Raw genomic sequence first — 23,262 nt, 5'->3', positions numbered from 1 at the left:
TCGCGCAATCGAGATACTTAAAAAAAGTAAACCTAAAAATTAACGAATAACATCAAAATGACTTTTCAAGAGCAAATCCAACAAGGAATTCCATCGGTTTTACCAAAATCAAAACAATATGATATTGATATCAATCACGCCCCAAAGCGGAAAGAAATTCTTTCGGCAGAAGAAAAAAAATTAGCGCTTCGAAATGCATTACGCTATTTTGAACCTCAGCATCATGCTGAACTAATCACAGAATTCTCGGAAGAATTAGAAACATATGGTCGTATTTACATGTATCGCTTTCGCCCTGACTATAAAATGTACGCGAGACCTATTTCTGAATATCCTGGAAAATGTGAACAGGCCAAAGCAATTATGTTGATGATTCAAAATAATCTGGATTACGCTGTTGCACAGCATCCACATGAGTTGATTACATATGGTGGCAATGGAGCTGTTTTTCAAAATTGGGCACAATATCTACTGACCATGCAGTATCTGTCTGAAATGACAGAGGAACAAACATTGACCATGTATTCCGGGCATCCGATGGGATTGTTCCCTTCCCATAAAGAAGCTCCTCGAGTTGTAGTGACAAATGGAATGGTGATCCCTAATTATTCCAAGCCAGATGACTGGGAAAAAATGAATGCATTAGGCGTTTCACAATACGGACAAATGACCGCCGGAAGTTATATGTATATTGGTCCGCAAGGAATAGTTCATGGAACAACAATTACAGTATTGAATGGTTTTCGCAAAATAAAACGCAGTCCAAAAGGCGGTTTATTTGTAACCTCAGGACTGGGCGGCATGAGCGGAGCGCAACCAAAAGCCGGAAATATTGCTGGGTGCATTACTGTTTGTGCTGAAGTTAATCCAAAAATCACCCAAATTCGCCACAGCCAGGGATGGATCAATGAAGTGATTGAAAATGCAGATGAATTAGTAAAAAGAGTCGCTTTAGCGCAAGCCAACAAAGAAGTAGTCTCTATCGGCTATCTTGGCAATGTAGTCGACATTTGGGAAAAATTTGATGAGGAAAATATTCATATCGATTTAGGTTCAGATCAGACTTCTTTACATAATCCCTGGGCAGGAGGGTATTATCCCGCGGATGTTTCTTTTGAAGAAGCTAACGAAATGATGGCTGAGAATCCTGATTTATTCAAAATAAAAGTACAAGAAACATTACGACGTCATACTACTGCCATCAATAAACACACCGTTAAAGGAACTTATTTCTTTGATTACGGAAATGCTTTTTTACTAGAAGCTTCCCGTGCTGGTGCTGATGTAATGGCCGAAAATCATATTGATTTTAGATACCCGAGCTATGTACAGGATATCATGGGACCAATGTGTTTCGATTTCGGCTTTGGCCCTTTTCGATGGGTTTGTACCTCAGGAAAGCCCGAAGATTTAGCCAAAACTGATCTCATTGCCTGCCAGGTTCTGGAAGAAATGGCAAAAACAGCTCCTGAAGAAATCCAGCAGCAAATGCAGGATAATATTCATTGGATAAAAGGGGCTCAGGAAAACAAACTGGTTGTGGGTTCACAAGCTAGAATACTTTATGCTGATGCCGAAGGTCGTGTAAAAATTGCTGAGGCTTTTAATCAGGCTATTGCCAAAGGCGAGATAGGAATTGTAGTTTTAGGTCGTGATCATCATGATGTTTCGGGCACCGATTCGCCTTACAGAGAAACTTCTAATATTTATGACGGTTCTCGTTTTACGGCCGATATGGCAATACAAAATGTCATTGGAGACAGCTTTCGTGGGGCAACATGGGTCTCTATTCACAACGGTGGAGGTGTTGGTTGGGGAGAGGTAATTAACGGCGGCTTTGGTATGGTTCTTGATGGCTCTAAAGAAGCATCAAAGCGCTTAGAATCAATGCTTTTCTGGGATGTAAACAATGGAATTTCCAGAAGAAGCTGGGCAAGAAATGACGGAGCGCTATTTGCAATAAAAAGAGCAATGGAGACGCAACCTTTGTTAAAAGTTACCATCCCTAATACAGTAGCTGACCATTTGTTGGATTTTTAAAAATTTGAACGTATCTTTAGTAAACATTTAGCAATCAAATACCTATACCATGAAAGCAATAAAACTCCTCCCAGTATTTTTACTTTTCGTAGTTGCCTCTTGCAGTTCCGTAAAAGTATATTCAGATTATGATAAAAGTGTAGATTTCAATCAATATAGAACATATGCATTTCATAAAAAAGGCATTGATCGAGTTGAAATTTCAGAATTGGATAAAAAAAGAATACTCAATGCTATTGACCGGGAGCTAAGCAAAAAAGGGTTGACTAAAAGTGAAACTCCAGATTTGCTGATAAACATTCTCACTAAAGAAAGAGAACGAATAGACGTTAACCAATACAACGCCGGATGGGGTTATGGATGGGGTTGGGGATGGAATCCATACTTATGGGGAGGACGTAGCACTTATGTTTCTTCTTCAACTGAAGGAACCTTGTATATCGACCTAATTGATGCCAGAAAAAAAGAATTGGTATGGCAAGGCGAAGGAGTCGGTTATTTGACCGAAAACCGCAATGAGAAAGAAAAACAAATCAATGAATTTGTGGCTAAAATCCTAGAGCAATTCCCTCCTGTAAAAAAGTAACCGTTTTTAGATTACAAGGAACAATACCAATAGTTTTCAGGATAGTATTTAAAAAGTAACACTACCCTTTTACACTATTATTTGATATAAATGGCCTACCTTTGTGTAGGCTTTTTTTATACCCAATCATGAAAACACTTAAGGATATTACTACTCTTGAAGATATCAAATTGCTTGTCGATACCTTCTATTCTAAAATTCAAAAAGACAAATTTATTGGCCCTATATTCATCGAAAAAATTGGCAACCACTGGACGGAACATTTAGAGAAAATGTATCGCTTTTGGCAAACAATTTTACTTGAAGAACACACTTATTCCGGCAGTCCATTCCCACCACACAAACAATTACCTGTTGCCAAAGAACATTTTGAGCGTTGGATGGAAATTTTTATCAAAACTACCGATAGCTTATTTGCAGGTCCATTAGCCGAGGAAGCTAAATTAAGAGCGAAGAATATGGCTGAAATGTTCAATTATAAAATTGAGTATTTTAGAAATGCTGATAAAAATTAAACACTATCTTCTATTTAGAATTTTGATAAATCACGCTTTCTTTGGTCTAACCTTATTTATTTCCTAAGAAACGAAATCCCATTAACAGCACAACATTTAATAGAGAATCCAAACTATGCGTAAACTTTTATTTTTTGTTGTTTTACAAGTTGCTCTTGTGTCCTGTTCCAATTTAAAGCACAGCACAGAAAATAAAACGATTGCCAGTTTAAAATTAGTCAGTGCACTTGAAATCCCTTTTAACAAAACTTTTAAAGGCACTCAGGTTGGCGGCCTATCTGGAATCGATTATTATGCAAAAGAAGATCTCTATTACCTGATATGCGACGACAGATCTATAGTCAATGACTCAAGATTTTACACTGCAAAAATTCGTTTGATCAAAAACAAATTAGAAAGCATCAATTTCCAAACTGTAACTACTCTAAAAGACGAAAACGGAAAAAATTTTGGCAATTGGACTACTAGTCCAAATACTTCTGCTGATCCGGAAGACATCCGATTCAATCCAAAAACGAACACTTTAGTTTGGAGCAGCGAAGGTGCTCGCCTAGTTACCGCTGATAAATTAATTTTGCAAAATCCCACAATCAACAGTATGGATCTGAAAGGTAATTTTATTGACAAAGCCAAATTACCGGAAAATTTACAAATGCAAAAACAGGAAAAAGGTCCCAGAAATAATGGAACTCTGGAAGGAATTACTTTTGACACAAAATATAAAAACATTTACGCCAACATTGAAGAGCCTTTATTTGAAGACGGAAGCGCTGCTAACACAACCAAAGGAGCTTTTATCCGACTGTATCAATTTAATGCCAAAACAAAAAAGAATACTGCCCAATATGGGTATCAATTAGATCCTATCGCTTTTGAACCCAACCCAAAAGATGCATTTGCCATAAATGGTGTTTCGGCGATTCAGCATTACGGGAAAAACAAATTGCTGGTTGTAGAACGCTCCTACTCTACCGGCAGGCAAGCCTGTACGATAAAAATATTTCTGTGTGACCTAAAAAAAGCGACTAATGTTAAAAATTATACCTCGTTAAAAAACCAAAATTTTGTATTTGCCGCTAAAAAACTTATTCTAAACATGGATGATTTGGGGATTTTTATTGATAATATCGAAGGCCTTACTTTTGGACCAAAACTGAGCAACGGCAATCCATCACTGATTTTTATTTCGGATAATAATTTTTCTGAATTGCAAAAAACACAAGTATTAGTTTTTGAGGTGCTGCAGTAAAAAATCTAAATAAGATCAATTAATCAATCCCAGAAACCTCTGCCTGGATTACTTCAATATATTTTAATTTTTGTTAAAGCTCACGGAACTTTGTTTGCAATGAAAGCTATTTACGAAAGCCGCTTTGTTTTTTTGTTGCCGCAAAGCAATCGGAGAATCGTTCCAGCAATTTTAGAAAAAACAAACGAATTCCTAAAAATTTGCAATGATGCGCTGGAAATAGCGCCTTAAATTCGTACTTTTGCACTGTAACTACAACGATTTCGAAATGAACTCAACTATAGAAAGCAATCCGTTATTAGACCGATTGCCAAAGCATTTAAAACAATTTATTAAACCTCAAGATTATAGCGACTACACGCCCATAAATCAGGCGGTTTGGCGTTATGTGATGCGTAAAAATGTAAATTACCTGTCAAAAGTAGCCCATAGTTCATACCTCGATGGGCTGAAGAAAACGGGAATTGAAATTGACCATATTCCCAGCATGTATGGCATGAATCGTATCCTAACCGAAATAGGCTGGGCAGCTGTAGCTGTTGACGGATTTATTCCGCCGAACGCTTTCATGGAGTTTCAAGCGTATAACGTGCTTGTGATTGCTTCAGACATTCGTCAACTCGAGCATATAGAATATACACCTGCACCGGATATTATTCACGAAGGTGCCGGTCATGCACCCATAATTGCCAATCCGGAATATGCAGAATACCTGCGCCGTTTTGGCGAAATAGGCTGTAAAGCAATTTCTTCCCATAAGGATTATGAAATGTATGAAGCCATTCGACTGCTTTCCATCTTGAAAGAAGCTGAAGACACACCGCAAAGTGACATTGATGCTGCCGAAAAAGCGGTGGAAGATTTGCAGAACAATATGGGGGAATTATCCGAAATGGCACAAATTAGAAACCTGCATTGGTGGACCGTAGAATATGGCTTGATAGGAACTTTAGACAACCCTAAAATTTACGGAGCAGGACTGCTTTCTTCTATAGGGGAAAGTGCATGGTGCATGACCGATAAGGTAAAGAAAATCCCTTACGACATAACAGCGGCCAACCAGAGTTTTGATATCACGAAATTACAACCGCAACTTTACGTCACTCCTGATTTTGCTTTTTTAAGCATGGTTTTGGAAGAGTTTGCCAATAAAATGGCATTGCGTACCGGAGGATTATCGGGAATCAACAAACTGATTCATTCGAATGCTTTAGGAACCATTGAATTAAGCACCGGCATTCAGATTTCAGGCGTATTTACCAATGTCATTGAAGACGATGGCAAACCTGTTTATATTCAAACTAAAGGAAAGACTGCTTTATCGTATAGAGAAAAAGAATTAGTTGGCCATGGTACCGGTAAGCACTCAGAAGGCTTTGGAAGTCCGATTGGAAAATTAAAAGGAATAAATCTTGCTATTGAAGACATGAGTCCAAGAGATTTAAGCGCATACTCTATAACCGAAACCAAAAACGTAATACTGGAATTTGAGGGAGATATAACCGTAAAAGGGGAGATTATTACCGGATCCAGAAATCTTCACGGCGAAATTATTTTAATTAGCTTAAAGAACTGTACAGTAACTCATGGAGAAACTATTTTGTTTCAGCCGAAATGGGGGAATTATGATATGGCGATAGGAAAAAAAGTGGTTTCAGCTTTTTCCGGGCCTGCTGATGTGAACAGTTTTGATTTGATTTCGCATGTCCCTTCAAGCAAAACCATCAAAGCAAAACATACTGCTGAACGTGATGATTTAGAGATTCTATACCAAACAATTCGAATGGTAAGAGAATCCAAAGACAGGCAAGCTTCTTTAGCTCCAATTTTTGAAAAACTAAAAACAAATCACGCAAACGACTGGCTATTAGCCATTGAAATCACCGAACTTTTGAAAGACAGAAACGAACCTCAACTGTTACAGGAAGTGATGAATTATCTTGAAAATTTAAAAGAAAAAAGACCCGAAGTAGCACATTTGATTACGGACGGTTTGGATTTGATTTTTGATAAAGCGAAAGTTTAATCTTTCACTCTATATTATTTTTTTTCACATACAACACAGTCGAGATTATTCAAAATGTTTTAATAGCATCCAAAAATGGTTTCGACTGCCTTAACTGATAAAAAAAATATTAAAGCTTAATTTGTTGTCCAAAATCTTTTTCACTTTCAATCAATTTCCCCTCGTATCGCAATTGCCATCCCATAGTATTGGTCAGAATCAATATTTTGGATAGTTCACTTATCAAGCGATTTTGAGCATTCGATTTTAAAGACGATTTTTCTATTTTCTTAGCTAGATTTGCTTTAACCGATTTGTTGATTTTATTATAATCATCTCCCGTAAACGGATTCAATTTACTTTGTTCTACATCATAAAATTGAATATCGGGACTGATTTTTATTTCTTCCTTCGGAATGCTTACAATCGTTATTGTTTTGTTTTTTTCATCGATATCGTATTTCATTTTATGTAAATCATACGCAACTGTCACATCAGCATTGACAACAATAAGTGCTTTTTTCTCAAAGGAAACCATGTCCAATAAATATTTCTGCTGGTTTTTATAGGTTATAACTTCTGAGAAATGGCCTTCAGTAACCACAAGTTTCCCTACATTAACAATTTGTTGCTGTATGAGATTGGTATTATAACTGATATCATCGTCATCACTTTTCTTAAAGTCACAAAACTTGAATAATAAAAAAATTCCGGCAATAATTCCTATTGTGGTAAGTAGTCTTCTAAGCATAATTAAAATTTGATAAATGGGTATTGAGTCCCCAATTTAGTGATTTTTTCTCTCAGTTTAGTTTCGAACTTCAAATGACTTTCGGAATCAGGGTTAAAAGGTCTGTGTGACAAACCTTTTTGAATATTCTCGACTTCCTCCATAGTAGAAAAGGCATTTTCAGAAATTGCAACTTCCTTGAAACGTTTCCAAATATAATCGATGGCCACTTGATTGGGATGCAACATATCTTCAGCATAGAAACGATAATCGCGGAGTTCATCCATCATAATTTCGTAGGAAGGGAAATAGGTCGCCTTTAGTTTATCATGATCAGTGCTCAGAACGTTGTGGATTGCCGAAATTAAATTAGCTTTACTCCATTGGTTTTCAACAAAACCATCTTTACTATGACGCACAGGCGAAACCGTGAAAATGACATTGCAATTGGGATTTACGGATTGAATTAAGCTCAGCGTACTGGCAATACTTTCTTTGTTTTCCGCGGCCGAGAGTAATTCTTTAGTGAACTGCTTTTGCGGTACTTTATGGCAATTAGCAACAATGGAATCACTTTCTAAACTACGATATACCCATGAAGTACCGTAGGTGATAATAATATGAGACCCCTCCTGTAATTGCTGTTCTGTTGCTTTGAGTATTGCGTTTAAGGACGCTAACAATTCATCCCTATTTGAGTTACTCAAATCCGAATGTACATCAAAACAATGCCACAATTCATTATGAAAAAAAACATCCTTTTCTGTGAATTGCTTTCCAGAAACAGCAAAATCAATAAGTTTCTCGATCGCCAAAGGATGAAACAAAATCCCAAATGGATTACATCTATTCTGAAACTTAAAATAGTCTAGTTTCTCCGCCATATTTACCGCAAAACAAGAACCCAGAGACACAATCTTTGAATTGTAATCTAAAGGACTATTACTTTTTGCAATGGGTATTTGGGTTCTGAATTGCATTGTTATTTTATTTACTACAAATTTGAATAATTTTAGCGGATTAAATACTATGCAGCCTTATTCATTCTTACTTTAAAAATCTAAAATTAAGAAAAGGTTTAACAGGAGCTTCATTTCAAAGATTATCACTTGAACAAGAGGACAACAGTACTAACAAAACGCTCAGTACTAAAGTTATTTTTTTCATATTCTAATTTTTAATAAATTAAGCTATAAAAAAACTATTTAACACTAATACTTGTACAAAAAAACTCAAATACCATATTTGATTGGATATTTGAGTCCTGAATTGTGTTTTTAATCTCCAATTGATGTATAGAATGTACTAATAGAAATATTGCGATTTCAAATAACCTGTATTTCCATTATCAGATCTAGCATTCTCAGTTACCAGTTCGGTTGGATAATTCTCAAAATCGTATGTAAAGGAATTTCTATAAAATGTAGCGGAAGATGTTATTTGGTCGTCCTTAGAAACGCTTGTAATTACAGTACTTATTAAACTATTATTCGACGAGATTGCTTCTTTAAGCTCCAATAATTTTTTGTATCCCAAAATATTAAACAATGGATTGTATTTAGAATCATATTCAAAGCTTACACTGTATTTTGACAATACTCCTGGTGCGGTATTGTCCAATATTCTTTCGTCTCTAATGAGATTTTCGTTTTGAAAATACAAAATCCCATGATACATTTTTACTTGCTGAGATCCTGCATTAATGGCTAGTTTTTCATAAGAAACGGTTTCATCCGAATTATGAATGTAATTTATTATATAATTGTTTAGCGACTTTGCACGTACCAATTCCCCTGCGATATACGTATACTCTATAGTTTCAATAAATTGACTTGTTTTATCTAACGTTACGATTTTTGAAATTAAACCATCTGTATAACTAAAATCTGTATGTTTGCCAACACCGTCAGTAGTTACGATTTTATCTCCGTCATAGGTAAATAAAGTGGTCACTGAGGTTCCGTTCTCGGAAGTTTCAATTACCTTTTTTAGCAATTTTACGCTATCATCGCTATCATTTGAACACGAATAAAGCGTCAATAAAAAAATTGATAAGATCCAGTATATACTTTTTGCCTTTTTCATTATAATAAATAAATCTTATCCTCCCTATTTGAAACTGCCGATTCTGTAGTAATCAAATCTAAAAAAATGAAATAGAAGCTACAATATTCATCGCTACAATCCCTATATTTCGGTTAAACTACTACTTTTTAACTTAAATCCAGCCTGTAGGAAGACGTATGAAATGGTGTATAAACAAATAACAAAAAACCCTTTTAGAACATATGTTCCGAAAGGGTTTCAAATATAAAAAATAAATTTATTTTACTTTACAAACTCAACTGCTTTTTCCAAAGCTTGCGGAATACCAGAGACGTTCTTCCCTCCCGCTGTAGCAAAAAATGGTTGCCCTCCACCTCCACCTTGGATAAATTTACCCAATTCACGGACAACCTGGCCAGCATTAAGGCTTTTCTCCGCTACTAATTCTTTCGAAACATAACAGGTTAACATTGGTTTTTCCTCGTCGGCTGTAGCCAAAACAAGGAATAAGTTATTCCCTAAACTCCCTAATTCATACGCTAAATCTTTCGCTCCTTCAGGATTTAAGTCCACTTGTTTCGCCAAGAACTGAATCCCGTTTATTTCTTTTATTTCTGTCAATAAACTTGCTTTCAAATTTTTAACTTTATCTTTTACAAAAGCCTCAATTTGTTTGGTCAATTTGGCATTTTCTTCTTGCATCGAATGAACGGCTTTTAAAATATCCTGAGGATTTTTCAAAGCTGTTTTTACTTCGTTCAATGTCTCTTCATAGGATGCAAAATGTGCTTTAACAGCATCACTTGTAATTGCTTCAATTCGACGAATTCCTGCAGCAACTGCGCCTTCCGAAACAATTTTGAAATGCCAGATTTCAGCGGTATTTTTTACATGGATTCCTCCACATAATTCCATGCTTTCCCCAAATTTAATTGCACGCACTTCATCACCATATTTCTCTCCGAATAAGGCCATTGCTCCTTCGGAAACAGCTTGTGCAAAAGGAATATTTCTTCTTTCTATAAGTGGTAATTGCTCCTGAATTCTTGCATTTACAAAATCCTCTACTTGCTGCAATTCGGTTTCCGTCATTTTAGCAAAATGAGAAAAATCAAAACGCAAATAATTTGGATTTACTAATGACCCTTTTTGTTCTACGTGTGTACCCAAAATATTCCTCAACGCCTGGTGCATCAAGTGTGTAGCAGAATGATTTCTAGAAGATAAACTTCTTAAATCCTGGTTTACCTTTGCGATAAAACTGGCATTTACATTTTCAGGCAACTTTTTTGCAAAATGCAAAATCAAGTTGTTTTCTTTTTTGGTGTCTATAATTTCGATTGCCTCGTTAGCAGAAACCAAAATTCCTCTATCACCTACTTGTCCGCCACCTTCTGCATAAAAAGGTGTGCTGTCTAAAACTATTTGGTACAAAACACCATCTTTTTTACTGTCAACTTTACGAATACGAGTTATTTTTACATCACTTTCTGTTTGATCGTAACCCACAAATGTTTCTACGTTTCCAGGAATCAACACTGACCAATCTTCAGTAGAGACTTCTGACGCCGCACGAGAACGCTTTTTTTGCTCCTGCATGGCAGCGTTAAAACCAGCTTCATCCAGTTCGAATCCTTTTTCTCTAAGAATTAATGCTGTTAAGTCAATTGGAAATCCGAAAGTATCGTATAATTCAAATGCTTTAGTACCGGAAACTATTGCCCCATTAGTTTCGGCAACAACATTTTCCAATAATTGTAATCCCTGATCTAATGTTCTTAAGAACGATGCTTCTTCTTCCCGAATCACATTCGTTACCAATTGTTGTTGCAATTTGATTTCCGGGAAAAATTCACCCATTTGATTTGCCAAAACTGCTACCAATTGATTGATGAATGGTTCTTTGGTATTCAGAAAGGTAAATCCGTAACGAATGGCACGACGCAAAATTCTACGAATCACATAACCAGCTCCTGTGTTTGATGGTAATTGTCCGTCAGCAATAGCAAAAGCTACGGCGCGAACATGATCCACTACAACACGAATTGCTATATTGGTTTTGTTTTGTTCTTCGCTGATATTTAAAACTTCGTTTGAAGTGTATTTTAATCCTGTAATTTGTTCTACTTTTTCAATGAGCGGTGTAAAAACATCCGTGTCATAATTGGATGTTTTTCCTTGTAACGCCATACACAAACGCTCGAATCCCATTCCGGTATCAACATGCTGAGCGGGTAATTTCTCTAAAGAGCCGTCTGCTTTACGGTTAAACTCCATGAATACGTTATTCCATATTTCCACTACTTGCGGATGGTCATTGTTTACTAAACTCTTCCCTGAAACTTGCAATTTTTCTTCTTCAGTGCGTAAATCAACATGTATTTCAGAACAAGGTCCACAAGGTCCCTGATCTCCCATTTCCCAGAAATTGTCTTTCTTATTCCCAAGAATGATTCTATCTTCGTCAATCAATTCCTTCCAAATATCCCAAGCTTCCTGATCGAACGGTACGTTTTCTTCTGGATTCCCTTCAAATACGGAAACGTATAAATTTTCTTTTGGGATTTTATACACTTCTGTCAAAAGTTGCCAGGCCCAGTTGATGGCTTCTTTTTTGAAGTAATCACCAAAAGACCAATTCCCTAACATTTCAAACATGGTGTGATGGTACGTATCAAAACCTACATCTTCTAAATCATTATGTTTTCCTGAAACACGAAGACATTTTTGAGTATCGGCAATTCTAGGACTTTTCGGTGTGGCGTTACCTAAAAAATATTCTTTAAATTGTGCCATTCCTGAGTTATTGAACATCAGCGTTGGATCATCCTTAAGAACTATTGGTGCAGATGGAACAATTAAATGTCCTTTGCTTTGAAAAAAATCCAGAAATTGTTTGCGTACGTCTTGTGATTTCATTTTTATTTTTTATTCGGTTATTTGTCAATTTGATTAATCGGTTGTATCGAACGAACGAATAACCAAATGAACGAATCAACTCTTTTGCCCCAGCTAAAAGTGGAAAGCTTCGAGATTCCTAAATCTATTTTTTTTCTTGAGAGGACGGAGCGACTGGCTGGAGCTCCTAATAACTCAATAGAAAATAGATTTCTAAACGAGAACTTGTAACGAATAACTGAAATAGGCACATTAATTTATTTATTCCTGAAAAAAGAGTGGAACAAATGAAACATTTATTAAATTTGTTCGACTAACATTTTACAGTGTGCAAAAATAGGGTATTTTAAAATATGTCGAAAGTAAAATATTATTACGATTCCGAAAATCTCGCGTACCGAAAAATAAAAACACGAAAAAGGAAAAAATTTGGTGTTGCTATCCTATTTTTATTGGCCTCGGCATTGTTTGGTTTTCTGAGTTTCGTTGTTTTATTGAATACCCCTTATTTTGAAACGCCAAAAGATCGATTGCAGGCACGTGAAATTGAAAATTTGAGATTGAACTATGCTATTTTAAACAAGAAGATAAATCAGATAAATAGCGTTATTGAAGCTATTGAAGATAGGGACAATAATTTATATCGTGTCTATTTCAATCAATCAGCAATTCCTGATGAGGAACGAAAAGCGGGTTTTAGCGGAGTTAATAGGTATGCTAAATTAGAGGGTTATGACAATTCCCAGTTGGTAATTACTACCACAAAAAGGATTGACGTTCTTAGTAGGGAATTAGCGATTCAGTCGAAATCATTGGATGCCATTTTAAAATTGGCGGAAGCCAAAAATGCTTTTCTGTCAGCTATTCCTGCCATTCAGCCAGTACGAAACGAAAATTTAAAACAAATGGCATCTGGTTTTGGATACCGAACGGATCCTTTTACAAAAGTGAGAAAAATGCATGAAGGCATGGACTTTACGGCAAAAAAGGGATCTCCTATTTATGCTACTGGTGATGGAGTTGTAGCAAAAGCGGACAATACGGCCTCTGGATATGGGAATCACATTGTGATTCGGCACGGATTTGGATACGAAACTTTATATGCACATTTAAGCAAATATAAAGCACGGGCGGGACAACGCGTGAAACGTGGCGATATTATAGGCTATGTCGGGAGCACAGGAAGATCAGAAGGGCCGCACTTACATTATGAAGTTCACAAGGATGGTAAAGTGGTGAATCCGCTTAATTTCTATTATGGAAATATTTCGGCAGTAGAATATGTTGCTATCGCAAAATTGGCTAACCAAGAAAATCAATCATTAGACTAATGCATATAGAATTATCAGCAGACAAAAGATATTACAGCATTGGCGAAGTCGCCAAAGCATTTGACGTGAATGCATCGCTGATTCGTTTTTGGGACAATGAATTTGATATTCTGAAACCAAAGAAGAATGCTAAAGGCAATCGTATGTTCACCCCAGAAGATGTTACAAATTTACAATTGATTTATCATTTGGTCAAAGAAAGAGGTTTTACGCTGGAAGGTGCCAAAACGCATTTGAAAGAAGGACAAAAGAAAACACTTGATAAATTTGAAATCATTCGCAAATTAGAAACGATTCGAACACAATTGACGAATATTAAAAATCAACTATAGATTGCTGATTACAGATTTTATAAAATAACAATTAAATAATAAACTTTAAATTAAACAAAAATGGATTTTAAAAAATTTTTACCTTGGATTATCGCAATTGTTGTAATTATTGGAATTTACAGCTGGGTTAAAGGAATTAATAATACTGCTGTAACTTTAAACCAAACAGTAGAACAATCATGGGGTGATGTTCAAACGGCTTACCAAAGAAGAAATGACCTGATTGGAAATTTAGTAAATACGGTAAAAGGTGCTGCTGATTTTGAAAAAAGTACTTTGACTGCAGTAATCGAAGCACGTTCCAAAGCAACATCGGTAAATGTTGACCCAACAAATATTACTCCTGAACAATTGGCAGAATTCAATAAAGCACAAAGCGGAGTTTCATCAGCATTATCTAGATTATTGGTAACTGTTGAAGCGTATCCTGAATTGAAAGCAAATCAGAATTTTTTAAAATTACAGGATGAATTAGCAAGTACAGAAAATCAAATTCTAACAGCAAGAACACGTTTCAACGAAGCTGTAAAACCATATAATTCTCATATCAAAACGTTCCCAAACAGCTTATTTGCAGGAATGTTTGGTTTCAAAGAAAAAGCATATTTTAGTGCTGTCGAAGGTGCTGAAAAACCAGTTGAAGTAAAATTCTAATCTAAAAAACAATGTCAAAAGTAGAAGATTTTTTAACCAAAGAAGATGAACAAGCAATTGTTGAAGCTATTCGTATGGCCGAAAAAAATACTTCTGGCGAGATTAGAGTTCATATAGAAAACACAACTTCCATTGATGCGTATGAACGCGCAATGGAAGTTTTTCATGAATTAAAAATGGACGAAACTGAACTTCAAAACGGTGTTTTAATCTACCTGGCTGTAAAAGACCGCCATTTTGTAATTTGTGGTGATAAAGGCATTAATGATGTGGTTCAAGATGATTTTTGGAATTGCACCCGAGATATTATGGTTGCTGAGTTCAAAAAAGGCGATTTCAAGCAAGGACTTATCGATGGAATTGCAAGAGCCGGGGAACAATTGCAGAAACATTTCCCTTGGCAAGAAGGCGACACAAATGAATTATCAAACGAAATATCCAGAGGATAATGCTATTACATAAAAAGAATACCTTGATTTCCCTAAAGCTGTTTGTTTGTCTTTTATTTACACAGATAGGTTTTGCTCAATTTACTATTCCTGAAAAACCAACTTTTCAGACTTCTGTTTACGATTATGCAAATATTCTAAGCGCAACTGAAAAAACGCAACTGGAAGAAAAACTCATTAAATATTCTGATTCGACCACAACTCAAATTGTGATTATCACTATAGAAACCCTTAAAGGGGAAGATATTGGTATTCTTACCCCAAAATGGGGACAAACCTGGGGTATTGGTGGAACTGCAAAAAATGACAACGGAGTGCTCATTTTATTGGCTAAAGCCGAAAAAAAAATATGGATTTCACCAGGTTATGGGCTTGAAGATCGATTAACTGCCGGTATTGGTGGAGAAATTACTCGAAACATAATCATTCCGGAATTCAAAGCTGGAAGTTACTACAAAGGTCTAGATAAAGGGACTGATGCGATAATTGATGTCTTTAAAGGAAAATACAAAGGGGAAAGAGTAAAAACCAAAGAAAAAGGATTTCCAATCTTACCCATTATTGTCATTGTAGTAATCATTCTGATTCTTATTTCAAGAAATAAAGGCGGAGGCGGAAATTCTGGCAACAGAGGTGGAGGCGGTCCTAGTTTACTTGATGTAATTATTCTGAGTAGCCTGGGCAGAAACAGCGGCGGTGGTGGTTTTGGTGGCGGTTCTTCTGGCGGTGGATTTGGTGGTGGAGGTTTCGGTGGAGGATTTGGTGGCGGAGGCTTCTCTGGTGGCGGATCTGGCGGAGATTGGTAAATCAGCCAGAAGCTTTCGTTTAAATTGTGACGGAACGAAGCATTTGACATTCCGAATCAACATTCAATGCCTTATGTTCTCTTTTTACCTATAAAAAACAACAAAAGATTATTTCTTTAAACATTTTCAGAACAGTTGTAATTCAAAAAATCAGTATCATAAACAACAAATATTACTTAAATGCTTTCACATAAAGCCAAATACGCCCTTAAAGCATTACTGTTTTTAGCGCAACAAGAAGAAACCCATATTTCTCGAACTATCGAAATCGCTGAAGCAGCAAATATTCCAAAAAAATTTTTGGAACAAATTCTATTGGATCTAAAACGTGGACATTTTGTTGGAAGTAAACAAGGTAAATTTGGCGGTTATTATCTTTTAAAATCTAAAGACAACATTACTTTAGCAGATATTCATAGACTTTTTGATGGTGCAATTGCTTTACTCCCTTGTGCATCATTGAATTTTTACGAACGCTGTTCTGATTGTACAAATGAATCTGAATGCCTGCTAAGGCACGGGTTGATAACCATTAGAGAAGAAACTTTAAAGGCTATGGAAGGCATTACTATTGCTTCATTAGTAAAAAAATAAAAAAATTTTATTATAACTCTACTAATTTCATAGAATTAATTATATATTTGCCTTGAATTTAATACATAATTAACAATCCAAATTTAAACGTATGAAAACGTATCGAAGTAAGTTTGCTTTTTTGAATAAGCAATCCCGAAAAAATCAACTAATTGTTATTGAAAAAAAGAGTTTCCAAATGATGTGTATGTGCTAATTAAAAAAATTTAAACTAAATTCTACTAATTACATATAACATATATAACAATGAAAACTATTTACACAAAAATATTTACAACCCTATTACTATTATTCATATTCACTTCTTCCTCTACAGCTCAAAGTATCTTGAAAGGCGTGGTGAAAAATAGTCAAAATATACCTTTAGAAAATGCCAATGTGCTATTAAAAGGCAAGAGATACAATACAACTACTGATGCTAGCGGTACCTTTACTTTTGAAACTCAAGAAAAACTCCCCTTCTCACTTATTATACAATATGTAGGATATCAGTCTAAAGAAGTTACAATCACTGAAATATCAGATACTCCATTAGAAATACTCCTTACAGAAGAGAATCAGCTTATTGAAGTAGTTATTACCTCCAGACGCCGAATAGAAAAAGCGCAAAATGTTCCTATTCCGATCTCGGTAGTAAGCGGCAAACAAGCTGAAGAAGCCGGTGCTTTCAACGTAAATCGTTTAAAGGAACTTATTCCGTCTGTTCAGCTCTACTCGTCCAATCCTAGAAATACAACAATAAACATTCGTGGTTTGGGTTCTACTTTTGGACTAACCAATGACGGAATCGATCCAGGTGTTGGTTTTTACGTTGACGGTGTTTACTATGCACGACCGGCTGCCACAACACTAGACTTTATTGACATCGAGCGAATTGAAGTATTGCGTGGCCCACAAGGTACATTGTTTGGTAAGAATACAACCGCCGGTGCTTTTAACGTCACCACTCGCAAGCCTAGCTTTACTTCCGGTGCCAACTTCGAAGTTAGCTTTGGTAATTACGGATTCCTACAGGCTAAGGCGTCCATCACTGGTGCTTTAAGCAAAAAATTTGCTGGTAGATTATCATTTTCCGGAACGCAACGTGACGGTCTAATAGAAAATGTAGCAACTGGAAAATCTGTCAACGACCTGAATAATCAAGGAGTTAGAGGGCAGCTACTTTATAGACCATCAGAAAACACAGATATCACATTGGCAGCAGACTTTTCACGTCAGCGTCCTGACGGATACGCTCAGGTTATCGCTGGTGTTGCACCTACAAAACGTGCTGCCTACCGCCAATTTAATCAGATTATTGCGGATCTAAACTACAGCCTTCCTAGTCAAAATGCATTCGACCGTAAGATTGATCACGACACTCCTTGGCGTTCCGGACAGGATTTGGGAGGCGTATCTCTTAATTTAGAAACAAAAATTGGACAAGGGACACTGACATCAACTTCTGCTTGGCGCTACTGGAATTGGGACCCATCGAACGACAGGGATTTCACAGGTCTTCAAGTGCTTAAGCTATCTCAAGCTACGTCAAAACACCAACAATGGTCACAAGAGATTCGATATGCAGGAGATTTTTCCCGCAGATTAACTGGTGTATTCGGTGTATTTGCTATTGGACAGGATCTTAAAGCAGATCCTATACAGATTGAAGAAGCTGGATCCGCTCAGTGGCGTTTTTCTCAAGATACACCAAACGATTCGAATGGCTACTCTTTATGGCAGACTCCTGGTCTATTAGATGGATACGGAATCAAAACCCGAAACACACTCAACACATTCAGCGGGGCAATATTTGGTCAGCTGGATTGGGAGATTGCAAATAATCTTCACATACTACCTGGCCTAAGATATAATTATGACAGGAAAAAACTGGACTACAGCAGAGAGACATACGGAGGTCTACAAACGAACGATCCTGCTCTAATTGCCTTGAAAAAGAAAGTCTATTCTAATCAGGCTTTCAAAGTAGATGTCGATGACACTAACTTTTCTGGAAATTTGACATTGGCCTACAAAGCCTCTGACCGTATCAATACCTTTGCAACGTATGCGAGAAGTTACAAACCCGTAGGTGTTAATGTAGGTGGTATTCCAACCGACGCTAATGGTCCAATAATCGCGCTTGCTGAAATAAAACCTGAAGAAGTAAATCACTTTGAAATTGGAGTGAAGACCACACCATTTAAACGTTCTATAGTGAATTTCACAATCTATAATACGGACATCAAAAACTTTCAGACATTAGTCCAAAGTCCTGACGTAAGTCTAAACCGTGGTTATCTTGCTAATGCGGAAAAAGTACGTGTAAGAGGTGCCGAGTTTGATGCTAGTGTTACTGTCAACAAATACCTCTCATTGAATACAGCAGTATCGTATACCGATGGTAAATATATTACTTTCAAAAATGCACCACTGCCTTTAGAGGAAACTGGATTAAAAGATGCAAATAATAATTCTATATATTCTAAGGATATTTCTGGTGGTGCACTACCTGGCATATCAAAATGGGCAGGATCTTTAGGAGGTGAAATCTCTGATTCAGGTAAATTATTCGGTAATCTAGGGAAGTACTTCTTTGCTTTAGACACGTACTATCGCTCTTCGTTTTCTTCAAGTGCGACTCCTTCGAAATATCTGGTAGTTGATTCTTATGCGCTTCTCAATGGCCGTATTGGTTTCCGTGCTTCAGAAGGTTTATCTGTTTTCTTATGGGGACGCAACCTTTTGGATAAAGATTACTTTGAACAATTACTACCTGCAGGTGGTAATGCGGGACAATATTCTGGTGTATTAGGCGATCAGAGAACTTACGGAATCACCCTTCGTTATTCGTTGTAGCAGGAATATTCGTAAATTGTAATTTACGATATCCCAGAATGGAACAATGCTATAAGAAAAGGAGCAGTCTCAAATGAGTCGGCTCCTCTTCTTTTTAATTATCTCTCCTGTTCTCTCTTCTATTTTCATTTCTTGGCGGTTTATTCATCCCTGAAAAATCTTGAATTTTATAGGTTACAGAAAACATTGCATAACGCTTTAAAACCGTATTTTCCTCATCGCGAATTGTGGTAGCAGAAATTGTTCTTGAAGAACTCTGATTCTGATTTAAAACATCGTATATTTTTATTTTCGCAGACATTTTTTTATCAAAAAAACCATATGACAAGCTTGTATTCCATAAATAAAAATCTTTCTTAAATCCACGTGCAATATTAGAATTGTAGGTATAGCCAAAATCGTTTCCAAAAACCCAATTTTTTGGCCAATAATTAGTGGTCTGTAAGTTAATTCTGTGGACTACATTTGAGCTGGCTTTTGTTAAATAATTCGTGTATTTTGACTCATCGTATGCCAAACTATAAGAAGGTGCTATAGTTAACAGCTCGCCATAATCATAGGTAACATAAACTCTTGGTGTAATCCCTAATGATTTTGCATCATATAAAACAGTATTAGTAAAACCTCTTGTCAAAGAGTAGCTACCGTTCAAACCTATACCATATTTTAAAACATTGCCATCTTTTTTTATCGATTGATTCCAATTTCCTCCCATCAAAGCAGAATAAGTCCCTGAAACATTTGCGTAGGTTGTGATCCCTTTTCTATTGGCATCATAAGTTGCGGATGAAATGACCTGACTGTCATAATATTCACCTTTCAAATACAAATCATAACCCGAACGAGTACGAAAATCATAATTTCTAAAAGTCAAATTTGCGCTGTGTTTTTCATTTGGATTCAAATTCGGATTTCCTATAACCGTATTTAATGGATTGGCCAAATTCTCAACCGGCAACAATTGATTTGTAGTAGGAAGATTAACCAAATAGTCATATTTTGCAGTTATGAATTTTGATTTCTCAAACTTATATCTAATTTGCATTCCTCCAATAGGTAAAACATATTTTTTATTCAAGTCAGTATTTTTGTTGCGGTAAAAGGAATGGTTGTCAAACTGTACAATTGAAGTGGTTGAATTTAAATTAAAAGTAAATTTATTTTTTTGGAAAGTGATTCCTATTTTTGGACTAACACTATTTTGTTTAGACGAAATAAAATTAGACAATGGATCGTTAACAATGGAATAGGATTGAGACAATGCATCGAAATCTAATGTTCTCACTTTGTTTGTTACATTCAAACTGCTGTAATCGGCACCAAAACGCACCCGCAATGAATCTGTAATAGGCTCAGTATATTCGATTTCAGCAGTATAATAGTCATTAGTATTCCCATTTTTTACCGTTTGATCCCTCACATCATCGGGCTCTCCGCTTTGATAAAAAACAGTTTTTGAATTATTCAAAGCATCGGAATCCGTATCTGTATTACTATTCTCAAAACCAATACTCAAATTTCGAGATTTCTTTTGAAATGATTTATTGAAGTTAATGGTATTCCCAAAATTGGTCGTGGCACTTTCTCTGTAAGAATTAGAAGTGCTTTCGTTTAGAGATTCCTCATTTTCGTCTCTGGAGAAACTCGAAGAAGAGGAAGTCCCATTTGAATTAGATTTACTCAATTTTGGAACAACAACAATTCTCATTGACGGATTGATTTTATATTCAAACTCAAAATTTACTTTATTTCCTGTGTTTTCAGATTTTGATTTCGATTCAGATTCCGTCGAAAAACTGCCATTCGGTAAAAAATCAACTTGTTTGGACTTACTTGCATTTTCTGTTACGGCATTTGAAAAAGAATAACTCCCAGTTGTTTCAAAATCTTTAAACCATTCGTCAGAATAATTTAGTCCTACCAGATTAGATCGAGTAATTCCTTTCCCTGCCCCAGCAGTTTTAGAACTTCCCCTATTATTTCTTCCTCCTCCCATATTATCAAACACTTCATCCATCGAAAAGCCAGATGAATTGATATTATTTGAAGATCCCAGCACACTTATCTTTTGCTTATTATTAAAAAAATTCATTATCACACTACTCTCATAACGATCATCCGTACCATAACCTCCTAAGAATTTTCCAAAAAAACCTTTGTTTTTCTTCTCGTCAATAGTCAGATTAATACTTGAATAATCTGAAGTTGCTTCTTGTTTGGACAGCTCTTCTTTTTTGGTTTTGAAATCTGAAACTTGAATTTTATTAATAATTTCAGCCGGCAAATTCTTTAAAAGCATTACCCCGTCTTTATCAAAAAAGGCTTTACCATTTACCAAAAACTGGGTCACTTCTTTACCATTCACTTTAATTTTCCCTTCATTATCAACTTCAAAACCTGGCAGTTGCTTCAACAAATTTTCGACATTAGAATCTGGCCGTAGCTTAAAAGAGTTGGCATTAAATTCTAATGTATCTTTTTTTATTCGAATTGGAGGAGCTTCACTTTTTATGACTACACCCGCTAACGCATTTACATTTTCTAACAAATAGAGTTTCCCAAAATCTTTATTTTCGGAAATCTCTTTCTGTTCCTCAATATGCGTTTGATATCCCATATAGGAAATTTTCAAAAAAATAGGGTTTTCATATTTTTTAGACGTCATTTTAAACAAACCATTTTTATCGGTAGTAGTATATTCTAGTACTGTAGAATCCTTTACATTGGAAAAATAAACCGTTGCCGCCTCGAGAGGAATCTGAGTATTCACATCAAGGACAGTTCCTTTAATTACAAACTCATCTTGAGCATGGGCAGAAATACAGAAAAATAAAAAAAGTAAAACAGAATGACATTTAGACATGCGAAAATTTATTTAAATAAACAGTTAAGACAACAAAATGGATAAAAGGTTTAATCTACACTTAACTTTTGTTGCGTTTGTTTAAATTTGCAAAAAAATGAAACAAACTTCATGAGAGTCATTAGCGTTCTTTTCTTGTTACTAGGGTGTTTTGCTTCCCAAGCGCAAACCGAAAAAAATATAGATCATCAAAGCATTCTTTGGACACGATATAATAATCAACTGATATTAAATAACAGATGGTCTCTACATTCTGAATTTGACAATAGGCTATTTCTAAAACCTGTTACCGAAAATTTATATGTAATTAGGGTGCAGGGGCGCTATAAAATCAATGATCATCTGGAAGCTGGGGCTGGCTTTGCATTTTTCTCAGTAGCTACCCAAGAGCCTGAAATAACTTATGATTTCAATATCCCAGAATACAGGGGACAGCAGGACATTACATGGAAACAAAATTTGGGTAAAGTAATATTGAATCACCGGTTTCAATTAGAGGAACGATTTGTTCATAATGCCAATAAAGATATGTTAGTACCTGGAACCACTTTTTTCTGGAGATTTAGATATCGCATTCAAGGTGATTACACGTTTTGGAAAAAAGAAGACCAGCTTTTAAAAGCAGTAGTATCTGATGAAATACTATTTAATTTTGGAAAAAAGATAATTAAAAATACCTTCGATCAAAATAGAATTTATGCCGCAATACAATACGGTCTTAACCCAAATTTAGCATTTGAATTGGGCTATTTAAACAGTTTTCAACGAAGAACCAATGGAATAGATTACTTTAATAGAGACATCATCCGATTCAGTATTTTCCATAAATTAAGACTACAAAAAAAGGTTTAAAAAAAACAACTATCCCTTAATAGCTACAATATCAACAGCAACAACCAAACAATATTTTATTTTAAATATTGATTACCAATACATTAACTTAATATTTAAAATTTATGGCGTAACTTTAATAAAAGATATAGCCATGAAAAATTTCGCAATCAAACTCGTGTGGTTTACCACTGTTTATGTTTTTGTATTTGCCGGTTTATGTCAAACTAATATTGCTTTACCGGTAATAATGACCTTATATTGCATTGGTATGCCGTTAATCTTGTTTATGGTGTATACAGTGCTACATGATGATTACACAACAATAAAAACTTTTAAGGATTGGTATGAGGATCATCCGATGAAAACGCTGCAAGAAGAAGAAGAGGAAGAAAATTAATGGTTCGAATCTATCTTAACCCATAAAATCCCGATTCCTCGGGATTTTACTATTTTTCAATCCTATAAAAAGTGACTGGTATTCCTTCAAACTAT

The 23,262-nt window shown here is 35.7% G+C and carries 19 protein-coding genes; 14 read left to right on the top strand and 5 right to left on the bottom strand.

Going from position 1 to position 23,262, the window contains the following annotated elements; translation table 11 throughout:
• The first annotated feature begins 57 nt into the window (after positions 1 to 57).
• From ACNQGN_RS07795 to ACNQGN_RS07775, 5 genes are all read left to right on the top strand, one after another.
• Positions 58 to 2,040, top strand: a complete 1,983-nt coding sequence (locus ACNQGN_RS07795) for a urocanate hydratase (protein ID WP_417987275.1) — start codon at positions 58 to 60, stop codon at positions 2,038 to 2,040.
• Between the two features lie 49 nt (positions 2,041 to 2,089).
• Positions 2,090 to 2,626: a DUF4136 domain-containing protein gene (locus tag ACNQGN_RS07790; protein ID WP_417987274.1), complete on the top strand. Its 537-nt coding sequence runs from the start codon at positions 2,090 to 2,092 to the stop codon at positions 2,624 to 2,626.
• 128 nt (positions 2,627 to 2,754) lie between these two features.
• Positions 2,755 to 3,141: a group III truncated hemoglobin gene (locus tag ACNQGN_RS07785; protein ID WP_417987273.1), complete on the top strand. Its 387-nt coding sequence runs from the start codon at positions 2,755 to 2,757 to the stop codon at positions 3,139 to 3,141.
• Positions 3,142 to 3,256: 115 nt separating this feature from the next.
• The gene (locus ACNQGN_RS07780) at positions 3,257 to 4,390 is read left to right on the top strand and encodes an esterase-like activity of phytase family protein (protein WP_417987272.1); all 1,134 of its coding nucleotides are present in this window, start codon (positions 3,257 to 3,259) and stop codon (positions 4,388 to 4,390) included.
• 268 nt (positions 4,391 to 4,658) lie between these two features.
• A complete protein-coding gene (locus tag ACNQGN_RS07775; RefSeq protein ID WP_417987271.1) occupies positions 4,659 to 6,416 on the top strand; it encodes an aromatic amino acid hydroxylase in 1,758 nt (585 codons plus the stop codon).
• A 109-nt stretch (positions 6,417 to 6,525) separates the two neighbouring features.
• Here the strand turns inward: ACNQGN_RS07775 and ACNQGN_RS07770 are convergent, their stop codons facing one another.
• The 4 genes from ACNQGN_RS07770 to alaS form a co-directional block, all read right to left on the bottom strand.
• Positions 6,526 to 7,146: a DUF4230 domain-containing protein gene (locus tag ACNQGN_RS07770; RefSeq protein ID WP_417987270.1), complete on the bottom strand. Its 621-nt coding sequence runs from the start codon at positions 7,144 to 7,146 to the stop codon at positions 6,526 to 6,528.
• Between the two features lie 2 nt (positions 7,147 to 7,148).
• The gene (locus tag ACNQGN_RS07765) at positions 7,149 to 8,105 is read right to left on the bottom strand and encodes a GSCFA domain-containing protein (protein WP_417987269.1); all 957 of its coding nucleotides are present in this window, start codon (positions 8,103 to 8,105) and stop codon (positions 7,149 to 7,151) included.
• 325 nt (positions 8,106 to 8,430) lie between these two features.
• Positions 8,431 to 9,210, bottom strand: coding sequence for a hypothetical protein (locus ACNQGN_RS07760; RefSeq protein WP_417987268.1), 780 nt, complete (start codon positions 9,208 to 9,210; stop codon positions 8,431 to 8,433).
• Between the two features lie 243 nt (positions 9,211 to 9,453).
• The gene (alaS, locus tag ACNQGN_RS07755) at positions 9,454 to 12,090 is read right to left on the bottom strand and encodes an alanine--tRNA ligase (protein WP_417987267.1); all 2,637 of its coding nucleotides are present in this window, start codon (positions 12,088 to 12,090) and stop codon (positions 9,454 to 9,456) included.
• Positions 12,091 to 12,422: 332 nt separating this feature from the next.
• On the opposite strand from alaS, the gene ACNQGN_RS07750 reads away from it, so the two are divergent.
• From ACNQGN_RS07750 to ACNQGN_RS07720, 7 genes are all read left to right on the top strand, one after another.
• A complete protein-coding gene (locus tag ACNQGN_RS07750; RefSeq protein WP_417987266.1) occupies positions 12,423 to 13,400 on the top strand; it encodes a peptidoglycan DD-metalloendopeptidase family protein in 978 nt (325 codons plus the stop codon).
• On the top strand, positions 13,400 to 13,732 hold the full coding sequence (locus ACNQGN_RS07745; protein ID WP_417987265.1) for a MerR family transcriptional regulator: 333 nt from the start codon (positions 13,400 to 13,402) through the stop codon (positions 13,730 to 13,732). The genes ACNQGN_RS07750 and ACNQGN_RS07745 overlap by 1 nt, the downstream gene beginning before the upstream one ends.
• A gap of 60 nt (positions 13,733 to 13,792) precedes the next feature.
• Positions 13,793 to 14,386 carry a LemA family protein gene (locus ACNQGN_RS07740; RefSeq protein ID WP_417987264.1) on the top strand — a complete coding sequence of 198 codons (594 nt, stop codon included), beginning with the start codon at positions 13,793 to 13,795 and terminating at the stop codon, positions 14,384 to 14,386.
• 11 nt (positions 14,387 to 14,397) lie between these two features.
• Positions 14,398 to 14,835 (top strand): TPM domain-containing protein, encoded by a 438-nt coding sequence (locus ACNQGN_RS07735; protein ID WP_417987263.1) that lies wholly within the window; start codon positions 14,398 to 14,400, stop codon positions 14,833 to 14,835.
• Complete coding sequence (locus tag ACNQGN_RS07730; RefSeq protein ID WP_417987262.1) at positions 14,835 to 15,641, top strand: TPM domain-containing protein; 807 nt, start codon at positions 14,835 to 14,837, stop codon at positions 15,639 to 15,641. Before ACNQGN_RS07735 ends, ACNQGN_RS07730 begins: the two co-directional genes overlap by 1 nt.
• A gap of 180 nt (positions 15,642 to 15,821) precedes the next feature.
• Positions 15,822 to 16,235 carry an RrF2 family transcriptional regulator gene (locus tag ACNQGN_RS07725; RefSeq protein WP_417987261.1) on the top strand — a complete coding sequence of 138 codons (414 nt, stop codon included), beginning with the start codon at positions 15,822 to 15,824 and terminating at the stop codon, positions 16,233 to 16,235.
• A 246-nt stretch (positions 16,236 to 16,481) separates the two neighbouring features.
• Positions 16,482 to 19,073 (top strand): TonB-dependent receptor, encoded by a 2,592-nt coding sequence (locus ACNQGN_RS07720; protein WP_417987260.1) that lies wholly within the window; start codon positions 16,482 to 16,484, stop codon positions 19,071 to 19,073.
• Positions 19,074 to 19,167: 94 nt separating this feature from the next.
• Here ACNQGN_RS07720 and ACNQGN_RS07715 read toward each other — a convergent pair whose 3' ends face one another.
• Complete coding sequence (locus tag ACNQGN_RS07715) at positions 19,168 to 21,936, bottom strand: outer membrane beta-barrel protein (protein WP_417987259.1); 2,769 nt, start codon at positions 21,934 to 21,936, stop codon at positions 19,168 to 19,170.
• A 111-nt stretch (positions 21,937 to 22,047) separates the two neighbouring features.
• On the opposite strand from ACNQGN_RS07715, the gene ACNQGN_RS07710 reads away from it, so the two are divergent.
• Positions 22,048 to 22,788: a DUF2490 domain-containing protein gene (locus tag ACNQGN_RS07710; protein ID WP_417987258.1), complete on the top strand. Its 741-nt coding sequence runs from the start codon at positions 22,048 to 22,050 to the stop codon at positions 22,786 to 22,788.
• A gap of 133 nt (positions 22,789 to 22,921) precedes the next feature.
• On the top strand, positions 22,922 to 23,167 hold the full coding sequence (locus tag ACNQGN_RS07705; protein WP_417987257.1) for a hypothetical protein: 246 nt from the start codon (positions 22,922 to 22,924) through the stop codon (positions 23,165 to 23,167).
• Positions 23,168 to 23,262 lie beyond the last annotated feature (95 nt).

It is taken from the genome of Flavobacterium rhamnosi (genome assembly GCF_048286515.1).
Taxonomy (GTDB): domain Bacteria; phylum Bacteroidota; class Bacteroidia; order Flavobacteriales; family Flavobacteriaceae; genus Flavobacterium.
Note: the sequence above shows the minus strand (reverse complement) of the source record. Positions and strands in the feature narration are given on the sequence as shown.

Excerpts from the sequence above, each read along its gene's own strand:
- ACNQGN_RS07780 (WP_417987272.1), top strand. The coding sequence starts at position 3,257 with ATGCGTAAACTTTTATTTTTTGTTGTTTTACAAGTTGCTCTTGTGTCC.
- ACNQGN_RS07760 (WP_417987268.1), bottom strand. The coding sequence starts at position 9,210 with ATGAAAAAGGCAAAAAGTATATACTGGATCTTATCAATTTTTTTATTG.
- ACNQGN_RS07740 (WP_417987264.1), top strand. The coding sequence starts at position 13,793 with ATGGATTTTAAAAAATTTTTACCTTGGATTATCGCAATTGTTGTAATT.
- ACNQGN_RS07775 (WP_417987271.1), top strand. The coding sequence starts at position 4,659 with ATGAACTCAACTATAGAAAGCAATCCGTTATTAGACCGATTGCCAAAG.
- ACNQGN_RS07795 (WP_417987275.1), top strand. The coding sequence starts at position 58 with ATGACTTTTCAAGAGCAAATCCAACAAGGAATTCCATCGGTTTTACCA.
- ACNQGN_RS07715 (WP_417987259.1), bottom strand. The coding sequence starts at position 21,936 with ATGTCTAAATGTCATTCTGTTTTACTTTTTTTATTTTTCTGTATTTCT.
- ACNQGN_RS07765 (WP_417987269.1), bottom strand. The coding sequence starts at position 8,105 with ATGCAATTCAGAACCCAAATACCCATTGCAAAAAGTAATAGTCCTTTA.
- ACNQGN_RS07710 (WP_417987258.1), top strand. The coding sequence starts at position 22,048 with ATGAGAGTCATTAGCGTTCTTTTCTTGTTACTAGGGTGTTTTGCTTCC.
- ACNQGN_RS07720 (WP_417987260.1), top strand. The coding sequence starts at position 16,482 with ATGAAAACTATTTACACAAAAATATTTACAACCCTATTACTATTATTC.
- ACNQGN_RS07750 (WP_417987266.1), top strand. The coding sequence starts at position 12,423 with ATGTCGAAAGTAAAATATTATTACGATTCCGAAAATCTCGCGTACCGA.
- ACNQGN_RS07790 (WP_417987274.1), top strand. The coding sequence starts at position 2,090 with ATGAAAGCAATAAAACTCCTCCCAGTATTTTTACTTTTCGTAGTTGCC.
- ACNQGN_RS07705 (WP_417987257.1), top strand. The coding sequence starts at position 22,922 with ATGAAAAATTTCGCAATCAAACTCGTGTGGTTTACCACTGTTTATGTT.
- ACNQGN_RS07725 (WP_417987261.1), top strand. The coding sequence starts at position 15,822 with ATGCTTTCACATAAAGCCAAATACGCCCTTAAAGCATTACTGTTTTTA.
- ACNQGN_RS07735 (WP_417987263.1), top strand. The coding sequence starts at position 14,398 with ATGTCAAAAGTAGAAGATTTTTTAACCAAAGAAGATGAACAAGCAATT.
- ACNQGN_RS07730 (WP_417987262.1), top strand. The coding sequence starts at position 14,835 with ATGCTATTACATAAAAAGAATACCTTGATTTCCCTAAAGCTGTTTGTT.
- ACNQGN_RS07770 (WP_417987270.1), bottom strand. The coding sequence starts at position 7,146 with ATGCTTAGAAGACTACTTACCACAATAGGAATTATTGCCGGAATTTTT.
- ACNQGN_RS07785 (WP_417987273.1), top strand. The coding sequence starts at position 2,755 with ATGAAAACACTTAAGGATATTACTACTCTTGAAGATATCAAATTGCTT.
- ACNQGN_RS07745 (WP_417987265.1), top strand. The coding sequence starts at position 13,400 with ATGCATATAGAATTATCAGCAGACAAAAGATATTACAGCATTGGCGAA.
- alaS (WP_417987267.1), bottom strand. The coding sequence starts at position 12,090 with ATGAAATCACAAGACGTACGCAAACAATTTCTGGATTTTTTTCAAAGC.